At 67.4% G+C, this 23,032-nt stretch carries 16 protein-coding genes and 1 tRNA gene; 13 read left to right on the top strand and 4 right to left on the bottom strand.

Translation table 11 applies throughout. From position 1 onward, the window contains the following. Positions 1-2: 2 nt before the first annotated feature. Both JOE57_RS01715 and JOE57_RS01710 read right to left on the bottom strand, forming a co-directional pair. On the bottom strand, positions 3-3,851 hold the full coding sequence (locus tag JOE57_RS01715; RefSeq protein WP_204916108.1) for a multifunctional oxoglutarate decarboxylase/oxoglutarate dehydrogenase thiamine pyrophosphate-binding subunit/dihydrolipoyllysine-residue succinyltransferase subunit: 3,849 nt from the start codon (positions 3,849-3,851) through the stop codon (positions 3-5). 136 nt (positions 3,852-3,987) lie between these two features. Further along, positions 3,988-4,938 (bottom strand): N-acetylglucosamine kinase, encoded by a 951-nt coding sequence (locus JOE57_RS01710; RefSeq protein ID WP_204916107.1) that lies wholly within the window; start codon positions 4,936-4,938, stop codon positions 3,988-3,990. A 136-nt stretch (positions 4,939-5,074) separates the two neighbouring features. Between JOE57_RS01710 and JOE57_RS01705 the strand changes: the two genes are divergently transcribed. The 3 genes from JOE57_RS01705 to ngcE all read left to right on the top strand — a co-directional run bounded on the left by JOE57_RS01705 (position 5,075) and on the right by ngcE (position 8,434). Beyond that, on the top strand, positions 5,075-5,998 hold the full coding sequence (locus tag JOE57_RS01705) for an ABC transporter permease subunit (RefSeq protein ID WP_204916106.1): 924 nt from the start codon (positions 5,075-5,077) through the stop codon (positions 5,996-5,998). After that, positions 5,995-6,894, top strand: a complete 900-nt coding sequence (locus JOE57_RS19065) for an ABC transporter permease subunit (protein WP_204916105.1) — start codon at positions 5,995-5,997, stop codon at positions 6,892-6,894. The genes JOE57_RS01705 and JOE57_RS19065 overlap by 4 nt, the downstream gene beginning before the upstream one ends. Before the next feature lie 64 nt (positions 6,895-6,958). Next, on the top strand, positions 6,959-8,434 hold the full coding sequence (ngcE, locus tag JOE57_RS01695; RefSeq protein ID WP_204916104.1) for an N-acetylglucosamine/diacetylchitobiose ABC transporter substrate-binding protein: 1,476 nt from the start codon (positions 6,959-6,961) through the stop codon (positions 8,432-8,434). A gap of 14 nt (positions 8,435-8,448) precedes the next feature. Here ngcE and JOE57_RS01690 read toward each other — a convergent pair whose 3' ends face one another. Further along, on the bottom strand, positions 8,449-9,771 hold the full coding sequence (locus JOE57_RS01690) for a glycosyltransferase family 87 protein (protein WP_204916103.1): 1,323 nt from the start codon (positions 9,769-9,771) through the stop codon (positions 8,449-8,451). Between the two features lie 105 nt (positions 9,772-9,876). Continuing rightward, positions 9,877-9,948 (bottom strand) — tRNA-Arg (locus JOE57_RS01685). A gap of 226 nt (positions 9,949-10,174) precedes the next feature. On the opposite strand from JOE57_RS01685, the gene lysA reads away from it, so the two are divergent. From lysA to JOE57_RS01635, 10 genes are all read left to right on the top strand, one after another. Then, positions 10,175-11,575, top strand: a complete 1,401-nt coding sequence (lysA, locus tag JOE57_RS01680) for a diaminopimelate decarboxylase (RefSeq protein ID WP_204916102.1) — start codon at positions 10,175-10,177, stop codon at positions 11,573-11,575. Positions 11,576-11,719: 144 nt separating this feature from the next. Further along, positions 11,720-13,066 (top strand): homoserine dehydrogenase, encoded by a 1,347-nt coding sequence (locus JOE57_RS01675; protein ID WP_204916101.1) that lies wholly within the window; start codon positions 11,720-11,722, stop codon positions 13,064-13,066. 1 nt (position 13,067) lies between these two features. Continuing rightward, positions 13,068-14,168: a threonine synthase gene (gene thrC / locus JOE57_RS01670; RefSeq protein ID WP_239578808.1), complete on the top strand. Its 1,101-nt coding sequence runs from the start codon at positions 13,068-13,070 to the stop codon at positions 14,166-14,168. A gap of 4 nt (positions 14,169-14,172) precedes the next feature. Then, on the top strand, positions 14,173-15,105 hold the full coding sequence (gene thrB, locus JOE57_RS01665; protein WP_204916100.1) for a homoserine kinase: 933 nt from the start codon (positions 14,173-14,175) through the stop codon (positions 15,103-15,105). A gap of 322 nt (positions 15,106-15,427) precedes the next feature. Next, the gene (gene rho / locus JOE57_RS01660; RefSeq protein ID WP_204920145.1) at positions 15,428-17,542 is read left to right on the top strand and encodes a transcription termination factor Rho; all 2,115 of its coding nucleotides are present in this window, start codon (positions 15,428-15,430) and stop codon (positions 17,540-17,542) included. A gap of 416 nt (positions 17,543-17,958) precedes the next feature. Next, positions 17,959-18,177: a 50S ribosomal protein L31 gene (gene rpmE / locus JOE57_RS01655; protein WP_204916099.1), complete on the top strand. Its 219-nt coding sequence runs from the start codon at positions 17,959-17,961 to the stop codon at positions 18,175-18,177. Positions 18,178-18,279: 102 nt separating this feature from the next. After that, entirely contained in the window at positions 18,280-19,362 is a 1,083-nt protein-coding gene (prfA, locus tag JOE57_RS01650) for a peptide chain release factor 1 (protein ID WP_204916098.1), read from the top strand. Positions 19,363-19,391: 29 nt separating this feature from the next. Beyond that, complete coding sequence (gene prmC / locus JOE57_RS01645; protein ID WP_204916097.1) at positions 19,392-20,246, top strand: peptide chain release factor N(5)-glutamine methyltransferase; 855 nt, start codon at positions 19,392-19,394, stop codon at positions 20,244-20,246. Positions 20,247-20,301: 55 nt separating this feature from the next. Then, entirely contained in the window at positions 20,302-21,765 is a 1,464-nt protein-coding gene (locus JOE57_RS01640) for an L-threonylcarbamoyladenylate synthase (RefSeq protein WP_338041100.1), read from the top strand. Continuing rightward, entirely contained in the window at positions 21,766-22,872 is a 1,107-nt protein-coding gene (locus JOE57_RS01635) for an MraY family glycosyltransferase (protein ID WP_204916096.1), read from the top strand. The last annotated feature ends 160 nt before the right edge of the window (positions 22,873-23,032 follow it).

The following is a 23,032-nucleotide window of genomic DNA, read 5'->3' as shown; positions in this document are numbered from 1 at the left end:
GGTCAGCGCAGTGCTGCTTCGAGGAGTGCCCGCTGTTCGGCCTCGTGGACCTTGGCCGAGCCCACCGACGGTGCGGAGGAGGCGGGCCTGGTGATCGGCACGATCTCCCACTTCGCCGACGGGTCGACGTCCGTCATGGCCTTCGGCAGGTTGAGGGCGATGAACGGCCAGGCGCCCTGGTTCTCGGGCTCGTCCTGCACCCAGCGCACCTCACGTACGTTCGGGTACTTGTTGAGCTCGGCGATGATCCCGCTGGCCGGGGCGGGGTAGAGCCGTTCCAGCGACACGATGGCCACCGAGTCATCCTTGCCAGCGCGCGAACGGTGCTCGAAGAGGTCCCAGCGGATCCGGCCCGAGCACAGCAGCACCTGCTCCACCGCGTCCGGGTTGGCGATGGTGGCGTCGCCGAGAACCGGCTGCCAGGACGCGTCGGTGAAGTCCGACGGGTCGGAGACGGCCGCCTTCATCCGCAGCATCTTCTTCGGTGTGAGCACGATCAGCGGCCGGTGCTTCTCGCCCAGCGCCTGGGTGCGCAGCATGTGGAAGTGGCTGGCCGGAGTCGACGGCTGAGCCACGATCATCGCGTCCTCCGCCGCCAGCTGGAGCCAGCGTTCGGGGCGGGCCGAGGAATGGTCAGGTCCCTGGCCCTCGTAGCCGTGCGGCAGCAGCAGGACGACCCCCGACTTCTGCGTCCACTTCGCCTGCCCGGCGGAGATGAACTCGTCGCTGATGATCTGCGCGCCGTTGACGAAGTCGCCGAACTGCGCCTCCCACAGCACCAGGGCCTCCGGTCGGGCGACCGAGTAGCCGTACTCGAACCCCATCGCCGCATACTCGCTGAGCAGCGAGTCGAAGATGTGGAACTTGCCCTGCTCCTCGTCCAGGTGCTTCAGCGGCACCCAGGACTCACCGGTCTTGCGATCTACCACTGCGGCGAACCGCTGGACGAAGGTGCCACGGCGGCTGTCCTGCCCGGTGAGGCGCACCGGGCGCCCCTCGATCAACAGCGAGCCGAACGCCATGATCTCGGCCGTGGCCCAGTCGATCGGGCCCTGCGTGATCGCTGCGGCGCGTCGCTGCAGCTGAGGCATCACCTTGGGATGGACTGTGAAGCCTTCCGGCACGTTGGTGTGCGCGTCGGCGATCTTCTTCAGCGTCTCGGGGGTGATCGAGGTGCCATGGCCGGCGGCGGCCTTGCTCGGGTACTTGGGGACCCGGCGGTAGTCGACCGCCTCGGCCGGGGTGTCGTCGGCCCGGACCTCGCGGAAGACCCCCTCCAGCCGCTGCTGGAACTTGGCCATCACCTCCTCGGCGTCCTCGACCGAGATGTCGCCGCGGCCGATCAGTGCTTCGGTGTAGAGCTTGCGGGTGCTGCGCTTCTTCTCGATCAGGTCGTACATCATCGGCTGCGTGAAGCTCGGGTCGTCGCCCTCGTTGTGTCCGCGGCGGCGGTAGCAGACGATGTCGATCACGACATCCTTGTTGAACTCCTGCCGGAACGCGAACGCGAGCCGGGCGACCCGGATACAGGCCTCGGGGTCGTCGCCGTTGACATGGAAGATCGGCGCCTGGATCATCCGCGCCACGTCGGTGCAGTACATCGACGAACGTGACTCCGTCGGCGACGTGGTGAAGCCGACCTGGTTGTTGACGATGATGTGCACCGTGCCACCGGTCCGGTAGCCGCGCAGCTGGCTCAGGTTCAACGTCTCGGCGACCACACCCTGGCCGGCGAAGGCGGCGTCACCGTGCATCAGCACCGGAAGCACCGGGAACTCGCCGCCCCGGTCCAGGATGTCCTGCTTGGCCCGGGCGATCCCTTCGAGCACGGGGTTGACCGCCTCGAGGTGGCTCGGGTTGGCCGCCACCGAGGTCTTGATGGTGGCGCCGCTGAGGGCCTTGAACTGGCCCTCGTTGCCGAGGTGGTACTTGACGTCGCCCGACCCCTGCACGGTCCGGGGGTCGATATTGCCCTCGAACTCGCGGAAGATCTGGCCGTAGGACTTGCCGACGATGTTGGCCAGCACGTTCAGCCGGCCGCGGTGCGGCATCCCGATGCAGACCTCCTGCAGACCGGCGTCGGCCGCCTGCTCGCAGACCTCGTCCAGCAGCACGATCGCCGACTCGCCGCCCTCGAGGCTGAACCGCTTCTGACCAACGAACTTGGTCTGCAGGAACGTCTCGAAGATCTCGGCCTCGTTGAGCTTGTCCAGGATCCGCAGGTGCTCCTCACGAGGCAACGACTCGTGCGGGCGTTCGACACGGTCCTGGATCCACTTCCGCTGAGCCGGCTCCTGGATGTGCATGTACTCGATGCCGGTGGTCCGGCAGTACGAGTCACGCAGCACACCGAGAATCTGGCGAAGCTTCATCAGCTTCTGGCCGCCGCCGAAACTGCCGGTGGCGAACTCGCGGTCCAGATCCCACAGGGTCAGACCATGCGTCTGGACATCGAGGTCATGGTGGCTGCGCTGCCGATACTCCAGCGGGTCGGTGTCGGCCATCAGGTGGCCGCCGACCCGATAGGCGTTGATCAGCTCGAAGACCCTGGCCTGCTTGCCGACCTGGTCGTCGTGCAGGGCGCTGACGTCCTGGGCCCAGCGGATCGGCTCGTACGGGATCCGCAGGGCGGCGAAGATGTCGTCGTAGAACCCGTCCTCACCGAGCAGCAGCGCGTGCAGCCGCGCCAGGTACTCGCCGGACTGGGCACCCTGAATCACTCGGTGGTCGTAGGTCGAGGTCAGCGTCAGCACCTTCGAGACGCTCATCTCGCTCAGCCGGTCCGGATCGGAGCCCTGGAACTCCGGCGGGTAGTCCATCGAGCCGACGCCGATGATGCAGCCCTGCCCGTTCATCAGTCGGGGCACCGAGTGGTTGGTGCCGATCGTGCCCGGGTTGGTCAGCGTGATCGTCGTTCCGGCGAAGTCCTCGAGAGTCAGCTTTCCGGCGCGGGCCTTCTTGACGACCTCCTCGTAGGCGGCCCAGAACTGGGCGAAGTTCAATGACTCGCACTTCTTGATGCTGGGCACCAGCAGCTGCCGGGTGCCGTCATCCTTCGGGAGGTCGATGGCCAGACCCAGGTTCACGTGCGCTGGGATGACCATGTTCGGCTTGCCGTCGATCACCTCGTAGCCGTTGTTCATCGCCGGCACCGACTGCAGCGCCTTGACCATCGCATAGCCGAGGATGTGGGTGTAGGAGACCTTCCCGCCGCGGGCCCGACGCAGATGGTTGTTGATCACCACGCGTTGGTCGATCAGCAGCTTGACCGGCAGTGACCGCACACTGGTCGCGGTCGGCACTGTCAGCGACAGATCCATGTTCTTGGCCGTCCGCGCGGGCGCTCCGCGCAGGACGTTCGTGGCCGGCTGGGTGGTGTCCACCTTCGGTCGATCCGCCGGGTTGGGTGGATCGGCGGGCACTGCACCCTTCGATCCTGGCTTGGCCGGCTGGGCGTCCTTGACCACAGTGGGGGACTCGACTCTGGAGGCCGGGCGTCCGGTGGGAGCCTTGGCCGGAGAGGGTGCCTGCTCGGGGGTTTGCTGTTGCCTACGGCCGGCCTGGTTGGGTGCCGGAGCAGGCGGGGCGGTCTGCTGCGCAGGCGCTTGCCGAGCTTGCTGCTCGGTTCCACCTGCCGCCGTCGATCGGGCCGTCTGGTCAACAGCCGGCCGGGCGCCGTTGGCAGCCGGTGCCTGATCGGGCGCGCCATGGCTGGAGAAGTACTTCGCCCAGCTGGGATCCACCGAGTTCGGGTCGGAGCTGTACTTCTCGTACATCTCTTCCAAGAGCCAGTCATTGGCGCCGAAATCAGTTGCTGACTCGGGTGTGCTTGGGTCTGGCGCGGGGGCCACTGTCGCCTTCTTCCGGTTGCTGATGATGCTCGGCAGGTTGACTGCCGTTACCTAGGCTACCCAAGATTGCAGACCAGGTGTCGAGTGGTTGGCAGGCGGGTTGCCAGAGTGTCAACCGGCATCATCGTCCCTCGGGTCAGCGCCAGGCAGCGCCGGTGGCCAGCAGTTGCGCATGCACCGCCGGATCGTCAGCGACGAGTCCGCGAAGGGCGATCCAGAGGGCGCCGAGCACCCCCAGACTGGAACGCAGCACCGGATTGGGCAACTGTGCGGACAGGTGCCGCTCGAACGCGTTGCTGATCGGGCCCGGCTCGGTGAGCACCGAACCTCCCAGAACGATGGGCAGGCCGGGCCGGGGGTCGAGGCTGAGCACGGACCCGGTGAGGATGGCAGCGCACTCCTCGGTGATCTCACGCGCCACCGGGTCGAGAGCAGCGGTCTCGCTGACCAACGTGGCGAACGAGGCCAGCCAGGTCGGCGGATGGGCGTAGCAGGTGGCAATCAGGTCCACCGGGGTGCGGCAGCCGGCGAAATCCAGCACCCGGTGCCCCAACGGACCGAGCGGACGGTCTCGTTCGAACGCCAGCAGGGTGGCCCGGACCGCGGCCCGGCCGAGCCAGAAGCCCGAACCCTCGTCGCCGAGCAGCCAGCCCCAGGCATCGCGCCGCTCGACCATCTCGTCGTCGCTGATCCGGCCCGAGCCTGCTCCAGTGCCGGCGATGACGGCATAGCCGGTTCGGGCCGGGGTGCCGGAACAGAACGACACTGCGAAGTCCGACACCAGCCGCGGGAGGCAGCGCACCGTCTCAGGGACCGCCGAGCGCAGGAACGGCGCCTGGTCGGTGATCCGACTCCCTCCGGCCAGGCCGAGGGTGGCGGCCACCACCTCCCCGCTCAGTCCCTCGAGGGCCTCAGCCGTGACAGCGCGGATCTGGTCGGCAGAGCCGGCCAGCCCGACCGAGTTGGGGTTCCCCGGACCGCCGCGCGCCAGATTCAAGACCCGACCGGAGAGGTCGGCGACCGCCACCCGGGTCGACGTTCCTCCGATGTCCGCGCCGATCACAAGGGCGGTGGACGGGTCGGGCATACGGCTCCTCAAACTTGATCCAAATGTGACAGCTTTGTTGCAAATTAGTGCACCTTCTGCCCGTCATACGGCAAATCATGCGCATTTGTGTTTAGGTGTCCACTACTCAGACGGGTGAAGAAGGGTGGTCCGCCAGGTGCGTCAGGGCAAGTATCGGTTCCTCACGGTCTTCATGGCGCTGCCGATGGCCATCTTCGTCATCTTCGTCGTCTCGCCCTACGCCCAGGCCTTCTACCTGGCTCTGACCGACTGGACCGGCTACACCCCCACCTACAACTTCATCGGTCTGCAGAACTTCGCCTACCTGTTCGGTATCGAGGGCCCGCCTGACCGGTTCTTCTGGATGGGCCTACGCAACAACCTGATCCTGCTGCTCATCGTGCCTGCCGCCACCATCGCCATCGCCCTGTTCTTCGCTGCCATGCTGAACCTGTCCGGCAGCACCAAGGGCGGCCAGATTCGCGGCGTCCGGGGATCATCGTTCTACCGGATCCTCTTCTTCGTGCCGCAGGTCATCTCGGTGGCCGCACTGGGCATCATGTTCCAACAGGTCTTCCAGCCCTCCGGGCTGCTCAACTCAATGCTGCGGCTGTTCCCGGGTGCCGACCCGCCGTCCTGGCTGGCAGACCCCAGGACCGCACTGCTGACCGTCATCGTGACTCTGGTCTGGACCAACGTCGGCTTCTACATGGTCTACTTCTCGGCGGCGATGGCCAACATCCCGCGGGAGCTGCTGGAGGCGGCCGCGATCGACAAGGCCAGTCGCTGGCAGAGCTTCCGGCTGATCACCTTCCCCCTGCTACGGCCCTCGCTGCAGGTGGCGTTCATCTATCTGGGCATCATGGCGCTGGACGCCTTCGCCATCGTCCAGATCATGACCATCGGGCCGGGTGGGCCCAACGAGTCGACCACGGTGATGGCCCTGTCCATCTATAAGAACTTCAAGGAGCAGGGCCAGTTCGGCTACGCCACGGCGCAGGGAGTGATCTTGTTCTTCATCACCATCGTGCTGGCCGCGTTCACTTTGCGGGCGACCAAGAGGGAAGAGGTGGAGATGTGACGCTTGCTGCCGCGCCTCCTGGCGAACAACTGAAGCTGTCGCAGGAGACCGCACCCATCAAGGTCGGTCGCGGTGAGCGTGGACTCACCGTCTTCACGCACGTGTTCCTGATCGGCTGGGCGCTGATCGTGGCCATCCCATTGATCTGGGTGCTGTTCTCCTCGCTGAAGACCGATAACGAGATCTTCGTGGACTCCTGGAAGCCACCCGCGGCGCTGCAGTTCGACAACTACGCCCGGGCGTGGAACGCGTCCCACATCTCCCAGTACTTCTTCAACAGCCTGATCGTGGTGACCGCCTCGGTGGTGATCGTGATGGTGCTGGGCGCGATGGTGGCCTACTGCCTGGCCCGCTACGAGTTCCCGGGGCGCACCATCCTGCGCTACGCCTTCATCGGCGCGATGGCCGTGCCCCTGTTCCTGGCGATCGTGCCACTGTTCGGCGTGGTCAAGGGGTTCGGTCTGCTGAACACCTACCACGGGCTGATCGCCGTCTACGTCGCCTACGCGATGCCTTTCACCGTCTTCTTCCTCACAGGCTTCTTCTCGACCCTGCCCAAGGAGATCTCCGAGGCCGCCTTTGTGGATGGAGCCGGTCATTACCGGACGTTCTTCTCGGTGATGCTGCCGATGGCCCGTCCCGGCATGATCAGCATCGGCATCTTCAACGCGCTGGGGTTGTGGAACCAGTACCTGATACCCGTCTTCCTGGTCACCGACGAGAGCAAGTTCGTGGTGCCCCAGGGGCTCGCCATCCTGGCGGCGACCGCCGGCTACCGATCGGACTTCTCCGGGCTGTTCGCCGGCTTGATGATCGGCATGGCCCCGGTGCTGGTCCTCTACCTGATCTTCCAGAAGCAGATCCAGTCGGGCATGACCGCGGGGGCGTTGAAGTGACCTCCCGCAGCAACTACGTAATGACCGTACTCGACGTCGACACGGTCTCGATGAAAGGAAAGCAATGAGCGACGAGATTCGCACAGCACTGACGTTCGGCGGCTCGGAGGGCAGCTCCGGCGTCAGTCGACGCACGCTGATCAAGTCGGCCGCTCTCGGTGCCGCACTGGTGGGTGCGGGGGGTGCCCTGTCCGCCTGCGCGGCTGGTGGCGGAGGGGGCGCTGCGGGTGGCTCGGAGAGCCAGGCAGCCGGCGAGAAGACCGCCGACAACCCGTTCGGCGTCGACAAGAAGGCACCCCTGGAGGTGGTCATCTTCGATGGTGGCTACGGCGACGAGTACGGCAAGGCCCATGTGGCGCTGTACAACGACTGGGCCGGCTCCGAGGTGGCGAAGATGACCTCGACCGTCAAGATCGCCACCACGCTGCAGCCCCGGTTCGCCGGTGGCACCCCGCCGGAGGTGATCGACAACTCCGGTGCCGACGCGATGCCCACCTCGGCCCTGGTGGACAAGAACCAGCTGGCCGACCTGCAGCCGCTGCTGGATGCTCCGAGCATCGACGACCCGAACACCAAGATCGGCGATCTGATGCTTCCCGGTGCCGTCGAGGGCGGATCCTTCGACGGGGTCTTCCGCCAGCTCGGCTACGTCTTCTCCATGTGGGGTTTCTGGTACTCCAAGCCGCTGTTCGACAAGAACGGTTGGGAGCCCGCCAAGACGTGGGACGACTTCTTCGCCCTCTGCAAGGAGATCAAGGACCAGGGCAAGATGGCCCCGTTCATCCACACCGGTGTGCACACCCAGTACATGATGAACATCCTCACCACGATGGCGATCAAGCATGGCGGCAAGGACATCATGCTGGGCCTGGACAACCTGAAGCCTGACGCCTGGGCCAACGACTCGGTGCTGACAGCCGCCAAGGCGGTCGAGAAGCTCTACAAGGACGGCTACATCATGAAGGGAGCCGAGGGCATGGATCACACCACCTCGCAGACCCAGTGGCTGCTCGGCAAGGCTGCGGTGATCCCTTGCGGCTCCTGGCTCGAGAACGAGATGAAGGGCAAGGTGCCGGAGGGCTTCGACATGGTCGTACAGCCGATCCCGTCGCTGACCTCCAGTGACAAGATGCCGTTCGAGACGCTGAACGGCGGCGCCGGGGAGCCTTTCATCGTCTCCGAGCAGGCCAAGAACAAGCCCGGCGCCTACGAATACCTGCGGCGGATGCTCAGCAAGGAGGGTGCGACCAAGTTCTCGGCGTCGACCGGCTCGTTGGTGGCCGTCAAGGGGGCCGGTGAGGACCTGAAGAACCCGAGCACCGCCTTGAAGTCGGTCTCGGACGCCACCGCCGCCGCCGGCGACAACGTGGTGTCAGTCAGCTACGCCGGCTGGTATGCGGAGATGAACGACGCCGGCAAGCGGGAGATGGCCAACCTGACCACCGGCCGCTCCAACGCGGACCAGTTCGTTGCCGCGATGCAGAAGGCCTGTGACGCAGTCGCCAGCGACCCGAAAGTCAAGAAGTACAGCCGGAGCTGATCAGACCGACAGCTTCATCGGAGGGCTGCCACGGAACCGTGGCGGCCCTTCTGCTGCTCCGGGCCGAGGAACCTCCAGGCCAGCCGGCAGACCTCGACGGTGAAGAGCACCAGGGCGAGGTTGCGCAGCGTGACGGCGACCGTCGAGATGATGATCATCACGTGGCCCTGCCTGCCCAGCAGGCCGTCATAGAGGCTCGGGTAGACCAGATGGGTCAGCAGCGCGAGCAGCACCAGCTGCTTGCCGAGCCGTCTGATCAACGCCCGCTCATCCTCGGCCAGTTCCGCCTTCATCGCCAGCAGGGCCGCCATCGGGCCGCCGAGCCAGAGCAGGTACTGCGGGCTGAGGGTCTTGTTGGTCACCACCATGATGGCCACCACGGACAGGATGACCAGTCCGACGGCGATCGGTGACGGGTCGGTGCGGAACCCGCGGGCGAACAGGGCGATCATCACGACGAAGCCCACCACGGTCGCCAAGTTGCTGAGCAGCAGCATTGAGCCCACGCCGGAGCCGAAGATCTCGTACGCCTGGAACCGGGAGATGTCGACGACCCAGGCGTGCGGACGGATGGCCCGGAGGATCATCAACGGGGTGGCCCAGACCGACTCGATCTGCAGCCCACGCCCGGACTGCCAGGTCAGCGGCGAGACCAGCCGGCCCCAACCACCGAGCAGCAGGCTCAGCAGGGCCAGGCCGAAACCGACCCCGACGAAAGTCGCCGAGGCGTCCTTGCGGCCTGGTCGGTGCGCGAGGAAGGCCGGCATCAGCAGGGCCGGCCACAGCTTGATGGCGGCTCCGAGCCCGGTGAAGGCACCGGTCACCCAGGGATGTCGCCTGGCGTAGAGCAACGCTCCACCGGCGAGCACCGCCGGCAGCAGGTCGAAGCGCAGGTAAGCCAGTGGGCCGACCAGGAGGACGAAGACCAGCCAGAAGTCGATCGCCCGGTCGTGCCGACGGCCGTTCATCCGCCAGAGCAGATAACAGAAGGCCCCATCGAGCACCATCATCAACGCGATGAAGGCGACCAGGTAACCGACCCGGTGGCCGGCACTGAGTCCATACGGCAGCCAGAGGATCCAGGCGACCGGGGTCGGGTACTCGTTCAGCGTGCTCGGCAGCCCGACCTCCCAGAGCGCGGCGGTCTTTCGCCAGTAGTAGAAGACGTCGCCGACCACGAAGCTTTCGATGGTCGACATCAGGGCGATGATGATCAACCGGGTGACGACCCACCAGCCGATGACGGCACGTCCGCCGCGGTGTCGGTCATAGCGGTCGGCGAGACGCCCGATCAAGGAGGCGGGGCCGGAAGCAGAGGGTGGGGATACAGAAGTCAAGTCCAGACCGAACCGTGAGCAGGAACATGGGCTTGAGGGAATCTATCACTGGCGTCGCTCGGCGACCCGGCCTTCTGGCCGTTGCGGCCCGGCTTGCGACGAGTGCGCCCCCGGCAGGATTCGAACCTGCGCTCCCGCCTCCGGAGGGCGGTGCTCTATCCCCTGAGCTACGGGGGCCAGACGTGATGGCCTCGACCCGCTGGGCTGCGGGCCGAAGAGAAATGTACCAGTGATGACCGGCGCACTTCGACCGGCCTCTATTGTCGCACTCATGCACCGCCACAGACTGCTGTCCGTCTGCCTGACCGGAGGCTGGCCGGGCGCCGGGCCGGTGGTGGCCGGTGACGAGTCCAGCGACTGATAATCGGCCGGGGCGTGCGGGACGGTCTGGCACTCTTTTTCCATGACCCATTCGCACGTCGCCGGCTCCATCCATGCCGACGTCGCCTCGCGGGCGCCGGGCTGGCTGGCCGTGCCCGAGGATGTCAACGCCCTGATGCCGCGGCTGTGGAGTGCGAACGTGTCCAAGAGCGAGTCGGGAGTGCTGCAGGTCGCGGGTGTCGATGTGGCGCGCATCGCCGCTGAGGTGGGCACCCCCGCCTACGTGCTGGATGAAGATGACCTTCGGGCCCGGGCCCGCGACTTCGCCTCCGCGTTCGCCGGCTGGGACGTCTACTACGCCGGCAAGTCCTTCCTGTGTACGGCGGTGGCCCGCTGGGTCGCCGAGGAGGGGCTCGGCGTCGATGTCTGCACCGGTGGGGAGCTGGCCGTGGCACTGCGCGCCGGCGTGCCTGGCGAGCGGATCGGTCTGCACGGCAACAACAAGAGCGAGGCCGAGTTGCTCGCCGGGCTCGAGGCCGGCGTCGGCCGGATCATCGTGGACTCCTTCGACGAGATCGCCCGGCTCGGTCGGATCTGCTCCGACCGGGGCCAGTCGGCCCGGGTGATGGTGCGGGTCACGACCGGGGTGGAGGCGCACACCCACGAATACATCGCCACCGCCCACGAGGACCAGAAGTTCGGATTCTCGATCGCCGGCGGTGCCGCGGCCGAGGCGCTGTTGGCCTGTCATGATCATCCCCAGCTCGAGCTGGCGGGCATCCACTCCCACATCGGCTCGCAGATCTTCGATGCCGAGGGGTTCCAGGTGGCAGCCCGCCGGACGCTGCGGCTGCATGCGGAGTTCGCCCGGACGACCGGGATCGAGCTGGCCGAGCTCGATCTGGGCGGCGGCTTCGGGATCGCCTACACGAGCGCCGACACCCCGTCGACGCCGCAGGAGCTGGCAGCCGCTCTGCACGAGATCGTGACCTCCGAGTGTGCCGCCCTCGGTGTCGCGGTGCCGCACCTGTCGATCGAGCCCGGACGGGCCATCAGCGGCCCGAGCACCTTCGCGCTCTATCGGGTGGGGACGGTCAAGACCGTCCAGCTCGACGGCAACGCGGCCCGGCTCTACGTCGCCGTGGACGGCGGGATGAGCGACAACATCCGGACCGCCCTGTATGCGGCCGAGTATTCCGCCACGCTCGCCTCACGGCGCTCCAGCGCACCGCCGGCGCTGTCCCGGGTGGTCGGCAAGCACTGCGAGGGTGGCGACATCCTGGTCAGGGACGAGTTCCTGCCGGCCGACATCGTGCCCGGCGACCTGGTTGCCGTACCGGCCGCGGGCGCATACAGCCGGTCGATGGCCAGCAACTACAACCACGTACCACGGCCGCCGGTGGTGTCGGTCCGCCGCGGTGAGATCACCACCCTGATCCGGCGCGAGACGATCGATGACCTGATCGCCCTCGATGTCGGGTGACCTCGTCGCGCAGGGAGACTCTGGCCCCGGAGATCGCCCGAAGTCGATGGTCGGTCCCCGATGGTGAACAATGAAGCCGCTCCCGTCCCTGATCCTCCCGTCCCATCCGCACGCGCAGCAGAAAGCACCGAGGTCCACCGCACGATGACCAACCAACAGCAGCAAGCGGCCAGCGTCGATCCGGTGACCCGGCCGCTTCGGGTCGCGCTGCTGGGGTGCGGAGTGGTCGGCTCCGAGGTGGTCCGACTGCTGAACGAGCAGGGCCGCGACCTGGGTGCGCGGGTGGGGCGCCCGCTCGAGCTGGTGGGCATCGCCGTCCGGCGGCTGAACCGCACCCGCCCGGGCATCGACCCCGCACTCTTCACCACCGACGCCGAGGAGCTGGTGCGTCGCGAGGACGTCGACCTGGTGGTCGAGGTGATCGGCGGCATCGAACCCGCCCGGTCGCTGATCCTGGCGGCGATGGAGCACGGCGCCTCGGTGGTCACCGCGAACAAGGCCTTGCTGGCCGAGGACGGGTCCACCTTGTTCACGGCAGCCGAGAAGGCCGGCGTCGACCTGTACTTCGAGGCCGCGGTCGCCGGGGCGATACCGATCATCCGGCCGCTGCGCGAGTCGCTGGTGGGTGACGAGATCACCTCGGTGATCGGCATCGTGAACGGCACCACCAACTTCATCCTGGACAAGATGGACATCGACGGCGCCGGTTTCGCCGAAACCCTCGCCGAGGCTCAGGAGCTCGGCTATGCGGAGGCCGACCCGACAGCGGACATCGAGGGGTTCGATGCCGCCGCCAAGGCGGCCATCCTGTCCAGCCTGGCATTTCACAGCCGGGTGACCGGCGCTGACGTCTACCGCGAGGGGATCACCGACGTCACCTCCACCGACATCGCCTCGGCCCGGGAGATGGGCTGTGTCGTGAAGCTGCTCGCCATCTGCCAGCTGTCCGAGGTCGACCCGGCTGCGCCGGACGCCGAGCGGACGGTGTCGGTGCGCGTACACCCGGCGATGATCCCGCGCAGCCATCCACTGGCCGGTGTGGGCGGCGCCTACAACGCGGTCTTCGTCGAGTCCCGGTCGGCCGGTCGGCTGATGTTCTACGGCCCGGGAGCCGGTGGACCGCCGACGGCCAGTGCCGTCCTCGGCGACCTGGTCACCGTGGCCCGCAACCGTCTGCGGGGAGCGCCAGGACCGGGGGAGTCCAGCTATGCCCGGCGGACCGTGTCACCGATCGGTGATGTGGTCACCCGCTACCACCTGTCCCTCGAGGTCGCGGACGTGGCCGGAGTGCTGGCGACGATTGCGCTGTGCTTCGCCGAACACGAGGTGTCGATCCAGACGGTCCGGCAGCAGGGGCGAGAGGGCGACGCTCAGCTGGTGATCGTCACCCACCGGGCGACCGACGCCGCTTTGAGTGCGACGGTCGAGGCCCTGCGCGGACTCGACGTCGTCCAACAGGTGATCAGTGTCATGCGAGTGGAAGGTGAATGAGATGGCCGGGCAGACACAAGCGGGGGTCATGGCCGAGCCGGTACGCCGGCGCGGGCTGATCGAGCGCTACCGCAGCTGGCTTCCGGTGAGCGACACCGATCCGGTGATCACCCTGGGCGAGGGCGGTACGCCGTTGGTGGCCGCCGAGGCGCTCTCGGAGATCCTCGGCTGCGACACCTATCTGAAGGTTGAGGGTGCCAACCCCACCGGTTCCTTCAAGGACCGCGGCATGACTGTTGCGGTCAGCGTCTCGGCCGGAGCCGGAGCCGAGGCGGTCGTCTGTGCCTCGACCGGCAACACCTCAGCCTCCGCTGCCGCGTACGCCTCCCGCGGCGGGTTGCTGCCTATCGTGTTGCTGCCGGCCGGTCGGATCGCGGCTGGCAAGCTGGCCCAAGCCGTCGTCCACGGCGCCAAGATCGTCCAGATCGACGGGAACTTCGACCAGTGCCTCGCGCTGGCGCGAGCGTTGTCCAACAGCTATCCGGTGGCCCTGGTCAACTCGGTCAACCCGGCGCGGATCGAGGGTCAGAAGACCGCTGCCTTCGAGATCGTCGACGAGCTGGGCGATGCCCCCGACCTGCATGTGCTCCCAGTGGGCAACGGCGGGAATATCACCGCCTACTGGCGCGGTTATGTGCAGTACGCAGAGGCGAAGGTGTCCACTCGGCGCCCACGTATGTGGGGGTTCCAGGCAGCCGGCGCCGCGCCCCTGGTGCTGGGACATCCGGTGCTGCACCCTGAGACCGTTGCTACCGCCATCCGGATCGGCAACCCGGCGTCGACAACGGCGGCGATCGCCGCTCAACAGCAGTCGGGTGGACTGTTCGAGGCGGTCACTGACGAACAGATCCTTGCCGCACAACACTTCCTCGCCTCTCGTGAGGGTGTTTTCGTCGAGCCCGCCTCGGCGGCCGGCGTCGCGGGCCTGCTGGCCAAGCAGCTCCGTGGCGAGATCGACCGGGGTCAGCAGATCGTGATCACCGTCACCGGCCACGGCCTGAAGGACATCGATACCGCCCTTTCCGGCACCGGTGCAATCGAGGCCGAGGTCGTTCCGGCCGAGCTTGCAGCCGTGGCGGGCGCCTGCGAGCTGGACGGTTAACCGGATGCCGGCGTCTGGCTACGGCGCACCAGGACAGCTGCAGGTCGGGGCCAGCGTGACGGTGGAGGTGCCCGCCACCAGTGCCAACCTCGGTCCCGGATTCGACAGCTTCGGTCTCGCGCTCGACTGGCAGGATGCCGTCCGCCTCGAGGTCACCGAACGAGGGTTCAGTGCCGACGTCGCCGGGCAGGGTGCTGATGAGGTGCCGCGCGATGAGCGCCACCTGGTGATCGCTTCGGCACTGCGGGCCTTTCAGGTGCTCGGCGTGACGGTGCCCGGCCTGCACCTGAGTTGCCGCAACTCCATCCCGCATGGGCGAGGGCTCGGATCCTCATCGGCCGCCATCGTCTCTGGTCTGGTGGCAGCGCTGGCTCTGGCCGGTCGCGGGCTCGACCGGGGCTGGCTGCTGCAGCTCGCCGACGAGATCGAGGGGCATCCGGACAACGTGGCCGCCGCCATCTATGGCGGTTTCGTCGTTGCCTACCCGGCCGAAGGGGGCATCCAGGTGGCCGAGGGCACGGTGCTGGACGGCATCGAGATGCTGGTTCTGGTCCCCGACACGCCGGTACCGACCATGGCCGCCCGGGGTCTGCTGCCGGCACAGGTGTCCCATCAGGACGCGAGCGCGAACGCCGGCAGGGCGGCACTGCTCGTCCAGGCGCTCGCCGGGAACCCGGAGCTGCTGTTCGCCGCAACCGAGGACCGGCTCCACCAAAGCTATCGCGCCAGCGCCATGCCAGAGTCGTACGAGTTGCTCACATCCCTTCGAAACAAGGGGTTTGCAGCGGTCATCAGTGGTGCTGGGCCCTCTGTTCTGGTGTTCGGCCTGCCGGCCGAGCTGCACCGAGCCGCTGCTCTGGCTCCACCTGCTTTCGTGGCCCGGCAGCTGGGTGTCGGTGCGGGCGCCCGGGTGGTCGGCGCCTGGCCGCCCGGCTGAACAATGTGCCAGGGTGGCACGGAAGTGACAGGTGGCGGGAATGGAGTGCTAACCTGGGATTGCTGAAGAGGAGAACAGACCGCAGTCTGCGGTATCTCCCCACCAGGCAGCGCCTCAAAGGTCAGGCGCGACAGGGCCCGGCGCAAAGCAGGGAACGTCACAGACTCTCCTGGATCACCACCTTCCAGTGACGCGACTACGACCTTGGGCAAACCGAAATCAAATGCTCGCTCGCCGCTTGTGCGAGGAGTAGGGGAAGGGCATACCAGCCCATTCCGAAAGGACACACGTGACAGAAGCAGCCGAAGTGACTGACGCTCGCATGCAGACCCCCGAGGGTTCAGCAGGGCGCAAGCGGAAGGGATCAGGTCTGGAGGCGATGGTGCTTCCCGAGCTGAAGCAACTTGCCGCGACACTCGGACTCAAGGGCGCCGGCGCCATGCGCAAGGGCCAGCTGATCGACGCCATCCGCGGGGCCCAGTCCGGCACCGGTGCCGACCGAGCCACCAACGGTGGCCGACAGCACACGTCCCCGGGCGGCAACGCTCCGGCGGCCGGTCCGCAGGCGGACGCCGGCGCTCACCACAACGGCGGCACCCCGAGCAGCGGGCATGCGCCCACCAGCAACGACCGTGGCGCCCAGGTGCGGGATAACCGCGAGGCCGAGGCCCGCAACGCCGAGACTCGCCGAGACAATGGCCAGCGAGCGGACGGGGCGCAGCAGCCCACGCTCGACGCCGGCCAGTCGACCCAGCCACGCCTCGACCGCCAGCGCAATGATGAGCGCCAGCGCAGCGACGACCGCACCGCGCAGCCGCAGGACCGTACCCAAGATCAGCAGGGTGAAGCGCGGGCAGACACCGGCGAGCGAGGTGAACAGGGCTCATCCGAGGGCGACGGTCAGAGCGAGCGTCGTAGTCGGCGCTCGAGCAACCGGGAGAACACCCAGCGCGACACTGGTCAGCGCGACACTGGTCAGCGCGACAGCAACCAGCGCGACAGCGGTCAGCGCGACAGCGGTCAGCGGGAGAACCAGCGCGACAACGGTCAGCGCGAGAACCAGCGCGACAACGGTCAGCGCGAGAACCAGCGCGACAACAACCGCCAGAGCCAGCGCGACAACAACCAGAGCCAGCGCGAGAACAATCAGCGGGACAGCAGCAGCCGGGACTACGACGACGACGGCGGCAACCGTCGGGGCCGGCGTCGCCGCAACCGTGACCGGCAGAACCGCCGTGGCCGCAGCGGGACGATGACCATGGACCGGTACGAGTCGGAGCCGGTCGTCTCGGACGACGACGTGCTGGTCGCGACCTCCGGGATCCTGGATGTGCTGGACAACTATGCGTTCGTGCGTACCACCGGCTACCTGCCCGGGGACAACGACGCCTATGTCTCGCTCTCCATGGTCAAGAAGTTCGGCCTGCGCAAGGGTGACGTCGTCGCCGGTCTGATCCGGCAGTCTCGCGAAGGCGAGCGCAAGGAGAAGTTCAACCCGCTGGTGCGGGTCGAGTCGATCAACGGCGACGACCCCGAGAAGGCGAAGAACCGACCCGAGTTCGGCAAGCTGACCCCGCTCTATCCGCAGGAACGGCTCCGGTTGGAGACCGCTCCCAATGTGATGACGACTCGGATCATCGACATCGTCGCCCCGGTCGGCAAGGGACAACGCGGCCTGATCGTCTCGCCCCCCAAGGCGGGCAAGACCCTGGTGCTGCAGGCGATCGCCAATGCCATCACCACCAACAACCCTGAGGTGCATCTCATGGTGGTGCTGGTCGACGAGCGACCTGAAGAGGTCACCGACATGCAGCGAACCGTCAAGGGTGAGGTCATCGCCTCCACCTTCGACCGTCCCGCGGATGACCACACCACAGTGGCTGAGCTGGCGATCGAGCGAGCCAAGCGTCTGGTCGAGCTGGGCCACGATGTCGTCGTGTTGCTGGACTCGATCACCCGGCTGGGCCGTGCGTACAACATTGCCGCCCCCGCCAGTGGCAGGATCCTCTCCGGCGGTGTCGACTCGTCGGCCTTGTACCCGCCGAAGCGCTTCTTCGGTGCGGCCCGCAACATCGAGCACGGTGGCTCGTTGACCATTCTGGCCACTGCGTTGATCGAGACGGGCTCGAAGATGGATGAGGTGATCTTCGAGGAGTTCAAGGGCACCGGCAACATGGAACTCAGGCTGCGGCGCGAGTTCGCCGACAAGCGGATCTTCCCGGCCATCGACGTGGATGCCTCCGGCACCCGCCGCGAGGAGCTGCTGATGGGCAAGGAAGAACTGGCCATCGTCTGGAAGCTGCGCCGGGTGCTGTCTGGGCTGGACGGGCTGCAGGCCCTGGAGATGCTGCTGGACCGGCTGCGCAAGACGCAGAGCAATGGCGACTTCCTGATGTCCATCGTCAAGACCATGCCCAACCGCGAGGACATGTCCTGACCCGCAGTGCCAGAACTCGCGTTCTGACGAGTTCTGGGCCGGGATCGGCACATTTGGGCGGCAGAAGTCGCGTTCTGTCGAGTTTTTGATCGGACCGAGAACGTGCCCTGAGCTTGTCGGCCGTGCCCTGAGCTTGTCGGCCGTGCCCTGAGCCTGTCGAAGGGTGCTCTTCGACAGGCTCAGAGCGCGTGGTGCTCTTCAACAGGCTCAGAGCGCGTGATGCTCTTCGACAGGCTCAGACCAGAGCGCGGGGATCTGGGCCGGCCGAGGGCGCGAGCGGAGCGAGGGACTAAAAGCTGGCCTGCCGACGTTTTGCTGGGGCAGAGTTTCTGCGGCACACTAGTGCGTCGGTACCGGTTCACGCATCCATCAGCGCGATGGGCTGCGACCCGGTACAACCGATCCGAGGAGAACCCATGAAGCGCGACATCCACCCGAACTACGTGGAGACCCAGGTCACCTGCACCTGCGGTAACTCTTTCACGACCAGGAGCACCTCGCCCGAAGGCGTGCTGCGTACCGAGGTCTGCTCGGCCTGCCACCCGTTCTACACCGGTAAGCAGAAGATCCTCGACACCGGTGGCCGGGTCGCACGCTTCGAGAAGCGCTACGCCGCCGCCAAGAAGTCCAAGTAGCTTCGCAACCGCGCCGGGTGGCAGAGGAGTTCCTCTGCCACCCGGCGCTTTGCATCTGTCCATCCTGCTGCCGGGGCAGGCGTCAACCCGAGGAGTCGTGTCATGTTCGAGGCCGCTGACCATCTGCGGGCGGAGTTCGCAGAGCTCGAGGCTGCCCTTGCCGACCCCGGAGTGCACGCCGACATGGCGAAGGCCCGCAAGGTGGGTCGCCGCTACGCCGAGCTCACCCCGATCGTGCGCGCCCTCGACGAGTACGACCGGGTGTCCGACGACCTGACCGCTGCACGGGAGCTGGTCGATGAGGACGAGTCCTTCGCTGCAGAGGTGACCGAGCTCTCCGACCGCCAGGAGGTGCTGGTCGAACGGCTGACCAAGCTGCTGGCGCCGCGGGACCCCAACGACTCGGGTGACGCCCTGATCGAGATCAAGTCGGGGGAGGGCGGCGAGGAGTCGGCCCTGTTCGCCGGGGACCTGCTCAAGATGTACACCCGGTACGCCGAGTCCCGCGGCTGGAAGGTCGAGGTGCTGGATGCGCAGGAGACCGACCTCGGCGGCTACAAGTCTGTGACCATCGCGGTCAAGGCGAACTCGGTCGGCGACCCCGACTCGATGCCGTACGGAGTGCTGAAGTTCGAGGGCGGAGTGCACCGCGTGCAACGCGTCCCGGTGACCGAGTCCCAGGGTCGGGTGCACACCTCGGCCGCCGGGGTCCTGGTCATGCCTGAGGTGGAGGAGACCGAGGTCGAGATCGACGAGAACGACCTGCGTATCGACGTCTTCCGCGCCTCCGGGCCGGGGGGCCAGGGCGTCAACACCACCGACTCCGCCGTCCGGATCACCCACCTGCCCAGCGGCATCGTCGTCTCCTGCCAGAACGAGCGCTCGCAGCTGCAGAACCGCGAGCAGGCCATGCGGATGCTCCGAGCACGGTTGATCACAGCTGCCGAGGAGGAAGCCGCCAACGCGGCTTCGGCGGCCAGAAAGAGCCAGGTCCGCACCGTCGACCGCTCCGAGCGGATCCGCACCTACAACTTCGCCGAGAACCGGATCGCCGACCATCGGATCGGTTTCAAGGCCTACAACCTCGACCAGGTGCTCAACGGCGACATGGGCGCTGTGATCGCTGCTCTGCAGGAGGCCGACATCGCCGAGCGGCTGGCGCACTTCGGCGATGCCGCCTCCTGAGCGCCTCGACGAAGACGGTGGCAGATCGGATGGCTGAGACGCGTGCCCTGCTGACTCGAGCGGCCGCGCAACTCGTCGCTGCTGGCATCGACAGCCCGCAGCTGGACGCCCGGCGGCTGCTGGCGCACGTGTTGCGCGTTGAACCGGGCCGGCTGCTGCTGATTGACTCGGTCACCCCGGCGCAGGCCGCCGAGTTCGAGCTGCTGGTTACCCGCCGTGCCGAGCGCGAACCGCTCCAGCACCTGACCGGCGTCGCCTACTTCCGCCACGTCGAGCTCGAGGTCGGCCCGGGGGTCTTCGTCCCTCGGCCGGAGACCGAGGTGATGACCGGCTGGGCGATCGATCGGCTGCGCGAGCTCGTACAGTCCGGCGCGCAGCCGGTCGTGGTGGAGTTGTGTGCCGGCTCTGGGGCCATCTCGAAAGCCATCGCCGACGAGATCCCTGGCTGCGAGCAGTACGCCGTCGAGGTGTCAGCCGATGCACTGGCCTGGGCCGAGCGCAATCTGGCCGCGACGGAGATTCGGCTGCAGCTGGGGGACATGGCCGACGCGCTGCCGGAGCTCGACGGCACGGTCGATCTGGTGATCGCCAACCCGCCGTACATCCCGCTGGAGGCGTACGAGTCGGTCACCCCGGAGGTGCGTGACCATGATCCGTTCGTGGCCCTGTTCTCCGGAGACGATGGGCTGGACGCGATGCGGGTGCTGTGCGAGGTCGGCGCGCGCCTGTTGCGGCCCGGAGGCTGGCTCTGCGCCGAGCACGCGGAAGTGCAGGCGGAGTCCGCCCCGGCAGTCTTCGTCGCCGACGGCCGTTACGGCCAGGTGCGGGACCACCGGGACCTCACCGACCGTCCCCGGTTCGTCACAGCCCGGAGACGCGGTTGAGGCTGGTCCGCCCGGCTGCGTCGGCGTCGGTGGCCGGTCTGGCAGGATTGACCGAGTGAGTGAGCAGCAAGATCGCGACATCCGGGCCGATCAGGCCACCCCGGTCGACGAGCCCGCGGCAACGCCGGCCTCCGGCGAGGAGACCCAGTCGGCACCGGCTTCCCGCAACGAGCCCGCGCCGGAGACCGGCGACAAGCCGGAGCTGTCGCAGACCCTGCCGGGGGTGGAACCGGCGGCGGGCGCCGAGCTGAACCCGGACGCCGGCAACGGCCAGGACACCGCCGGGGCTGATCCCGGCGCCGATGAGGCAGCGGGGGACAGGGCGATTGCGGACGCGGACGAGTCCGAAGCGGAGGTTCCCGCATCCGGCGAAGAGGCGCACGCATCCGACGAAGAGGCGCAGGAACCCGACGTAGAGGCGCACGCATCCGACGAAGAGGCGCAGGAACCCGACGTAGAGGCGCACGCATCCGACGAAGAGGCGCAGGAACCCGACGTAGAGGCGTACGAACCCGACGAAGAGGGGTACGAGCCCGACGAGATCGTCGCCTATCAGCGCTACGACTGCACCAGCAATGAGGACGCAGCGATCGAGGCGGCCGCCGAAGCCGCACGCAGCGCCATCGAGCGCGGTGAGTGCATTGTGTTGCCGACCGACACCGTCTATGGCATCGGGGCGGACGCCTTCTCCTCTGACGCGGTCCAGAGCCTGCTGGATGCCAAGGGCAGGGGTCGCGACATGCCGCCGCCGGTGCTGATCGCCGAGCCCAGCCTGATCCGCGCCCTGGCCGTCGACGTGCCGGCGGCTGCCAAGGCATTGGTCGAGGCGTACTGGCCGGGGCCGCTGACCGTGATCTGCAAGGCGCAGCCCTCGCTGCAGATGGACCTGGGTGACACCCAGGGGACCGTCGCTCTCCGGGTTCCCGACCACGACCTGGCTCGCACCCTGCTTCGACGGACCGGCCCGATGGCGGTCAGCAGCGCCAACCGCAGCGGACAGCCGGCGGCTCTGAGCTGTGACGAGGCGATCCAGCAGCTCGGCGACGCGGTCGCGGTCTATCTCGACGGTGGACCGCTCGGTGGCGACGGAGCGCCGTCGACCATTGTCGACTTCAGCATCGAGGAGCACGGCGTCATCCTGCGGCGAGGGGCCCTCAGCATCGAGACCCTGCGCCAGCACTGCCCGGACATCGTCGACCTCAACCCGCCCGCCGAGGAGCCGTTGGAGCCCGCCGCACTCGAGGAACCGGCCTCACTCGAGCAGCCCGGTGCACTGGAGGAGTCGGATGCACCTGAGGAGTCGGGGCAGGTATCCCCGCCGGACGGGACCGGCGAGAACGAGGGCGGCGCCGACCACGGCAACGAGCCCGTCGAGGCGCCGGCGACCAGCGCCGAGGCGGCAGCCCTGATCCGGGAGGCGGGGAGCGTCGAGGGGGAGACCGCGGAGACGGGACATCGCGACCCCCGTCCTCAGGGGGGCGAACCGGCCGACGAGCCGCCGCCCACAACGGAGGGCTGAGTGCGCGAATACCTGCTCGTCCTGCTGATCGCGGCCGCGACCACCTATCTGGTCAGCGGCGTCTTCCGGCGTCTGGCTCTGCGTACCGGTGCAGTCGCCAAGGTCCGCGATCGCGACGTGCACACCATCCCGATCCCCTATTTCGGTGGTGCGGCGATGCTGCTCGGCGTGGCTGCCGCCTTCCTGGTGGCGGGCCACCTGCCGTTCCTGGGCCGGCAGCTGATCGTGCAGTACGACTCGCGGGCGGTATTGATCGCGGCCGTGGTCATCTGCCTGGTCGGGGTGCTGGACGACCTGTTCGAGCTGAGTCCGATCGCCAAGTTCGCCGGCCAGATCGTGGCTGCCGGGATCGTGGTCCAGCTCGGCGTCAAGATGCTGTGGATCCCGTTGCCCGGCCAGACCATCTCGCTGTCGAGCTCAGCCTCGGTGGCGATCACCGTGTTCTTCATCGTGCTCTGCTCCAATGCCGTGAACTTCGTCGACGGGCTGGACGGCCTGGCCACCGGGGTGGTGGGGATCGGCGCACTTGCCTTCTTCTCGTACTCCTATCTGCTGACTGTGAACGAAGGTCTGCCCCGGGCGACCACCTCGAGCCTGATCACTGTGGCCGTGGTGGGCGCCTGTCTGGGCTTCCTGCCGCACAACTTCTGGCCGGCCAGGATGTTCATGGGCGACTCCGGCGCGATGTTGCTCGGCCTCCTGCTGGCCTGCTCGAGCGTCAGCCTGACAGGCCAGATCGACTCCAACCAGCTCAGCGGCGGCAGCGGGGGCCTGATCCCCGCGATCCTCCCGCTGGTGCTGCCGTTGGCCATCCTGGCCCTGCCGTTCCTGGACGTGATGCTGGCCTACATCCGTCGTACCAAGGCTGGCACCTGGTGGTTCGTCGCCGACAAACAGCACCTGCACCACCGGTTGATCGAGCGCGGCCACAGCCAACGCCGGGCGGTGCTGCTGATGTACGTCTGGTCGGCGCTGGTCAGCTTCGGCGTGATCGCGTTCGGCCTGGTCCGCAGCTGGAAGGTGGCTGTCGTCATCCTGGTCCTCACGCTGGTGCTGGTCGTGCTGACGGTGGGTCGACCTGTGAAGAAGGCCGTAGCCGCGAAATAGGCAGGTCCCCCACCGGGGCGGTTTCCCCCGGCCGACGACTTTGTGCTATTTTTCACAAGCACTTTCAGACCAGCCCGCGACGGCTACGGCCGCAGGACAGGACAGCCGCCAGATGACGACTGATACCCCAGCAACCCCCGGACGGGGAGGACCAAGTGTC

The organism is Microlunatus panaciterrae, from assembly GCF_016907535.1.
GTDB classification, from domain to species: domain Bacteria; phylum Actinomycetota; class Actinomycetes; order Propionibacteriales; family Propionibacteriaceae; genus Microlunatus; species Microlunatus panaciterrae.
This window is presented reverse-complemented; position numbering and strand designations above follow the sequence as displayed.

Bases quoted from the DNA above. Each gene is read 5' to 3' on its own strand.
- rho (WP_204920145.1), top strand. From the start codon at position 15,428: ATGCAGACCCCCGAGGGTTCAGCAGGGCGCAAGCGGAAGGGATCAGGT.
- JOE57_RS01710 (WP_204916107.1), bottom strand. From the start codon at position 4,938: ATGCCCGACCCGTCCACCGCCCTTGTGATCGGCGCGGACATCGGAGGA.
- thrC (WP_239578808.1), top strand. From the start codon at position 13,068: ATGGCCGGGCAGACACAAGCGGGGGTCATGGCCGAGCCGGTACGCCGG.
- ngcE (WP_204916104.1), top strand. From the start codon at position 6,959: ATGAGCGACGAGATTCGCACAGCACTGACGTTCGGCGGCTCGGAGGGC.
- rpmE (WP_204916099.1), top strand. From the start codon at position 17,959: ATGAAGCGCGACATCCACCCGAACTACGTGGAGACCCAGGTCACCTGC.
- prfA (WP_204916098.1), top strand. From the start codon at position 18,280: ATGTTCGAGGCCGCTGACCATCTGCGGGCGGAGTTCGCAGAGCTCGAG.
- lysA (WP_204916102.1), top strand. From the start codon at position 10,175: ATGACCCATTCGCACGTCGCCGGCTCCATCCATGCCGACGTCGCCTCG.
- thrB (WP_204916100.1), top strand. From the start codon at position 14,173: ATGCCGGCGTCTGGCTACGGCGCACCAGGACAGCTGCAGGTCGGGGCC.
- prmC (WP_204916097.1), top strand. From the start codon at position 19,392: ATGGCTGAGACGCGTGCCCTGCTGACTCGAGCGGCCGCGCAACTCGTC.
- JOE57_RS01675 (WP_204916101.1), top strand. From the start codon at position 11,720: ATGACCAACCAACAGCAGCAAGCGGCCAGCGTCGATCCGGTGACCCGG.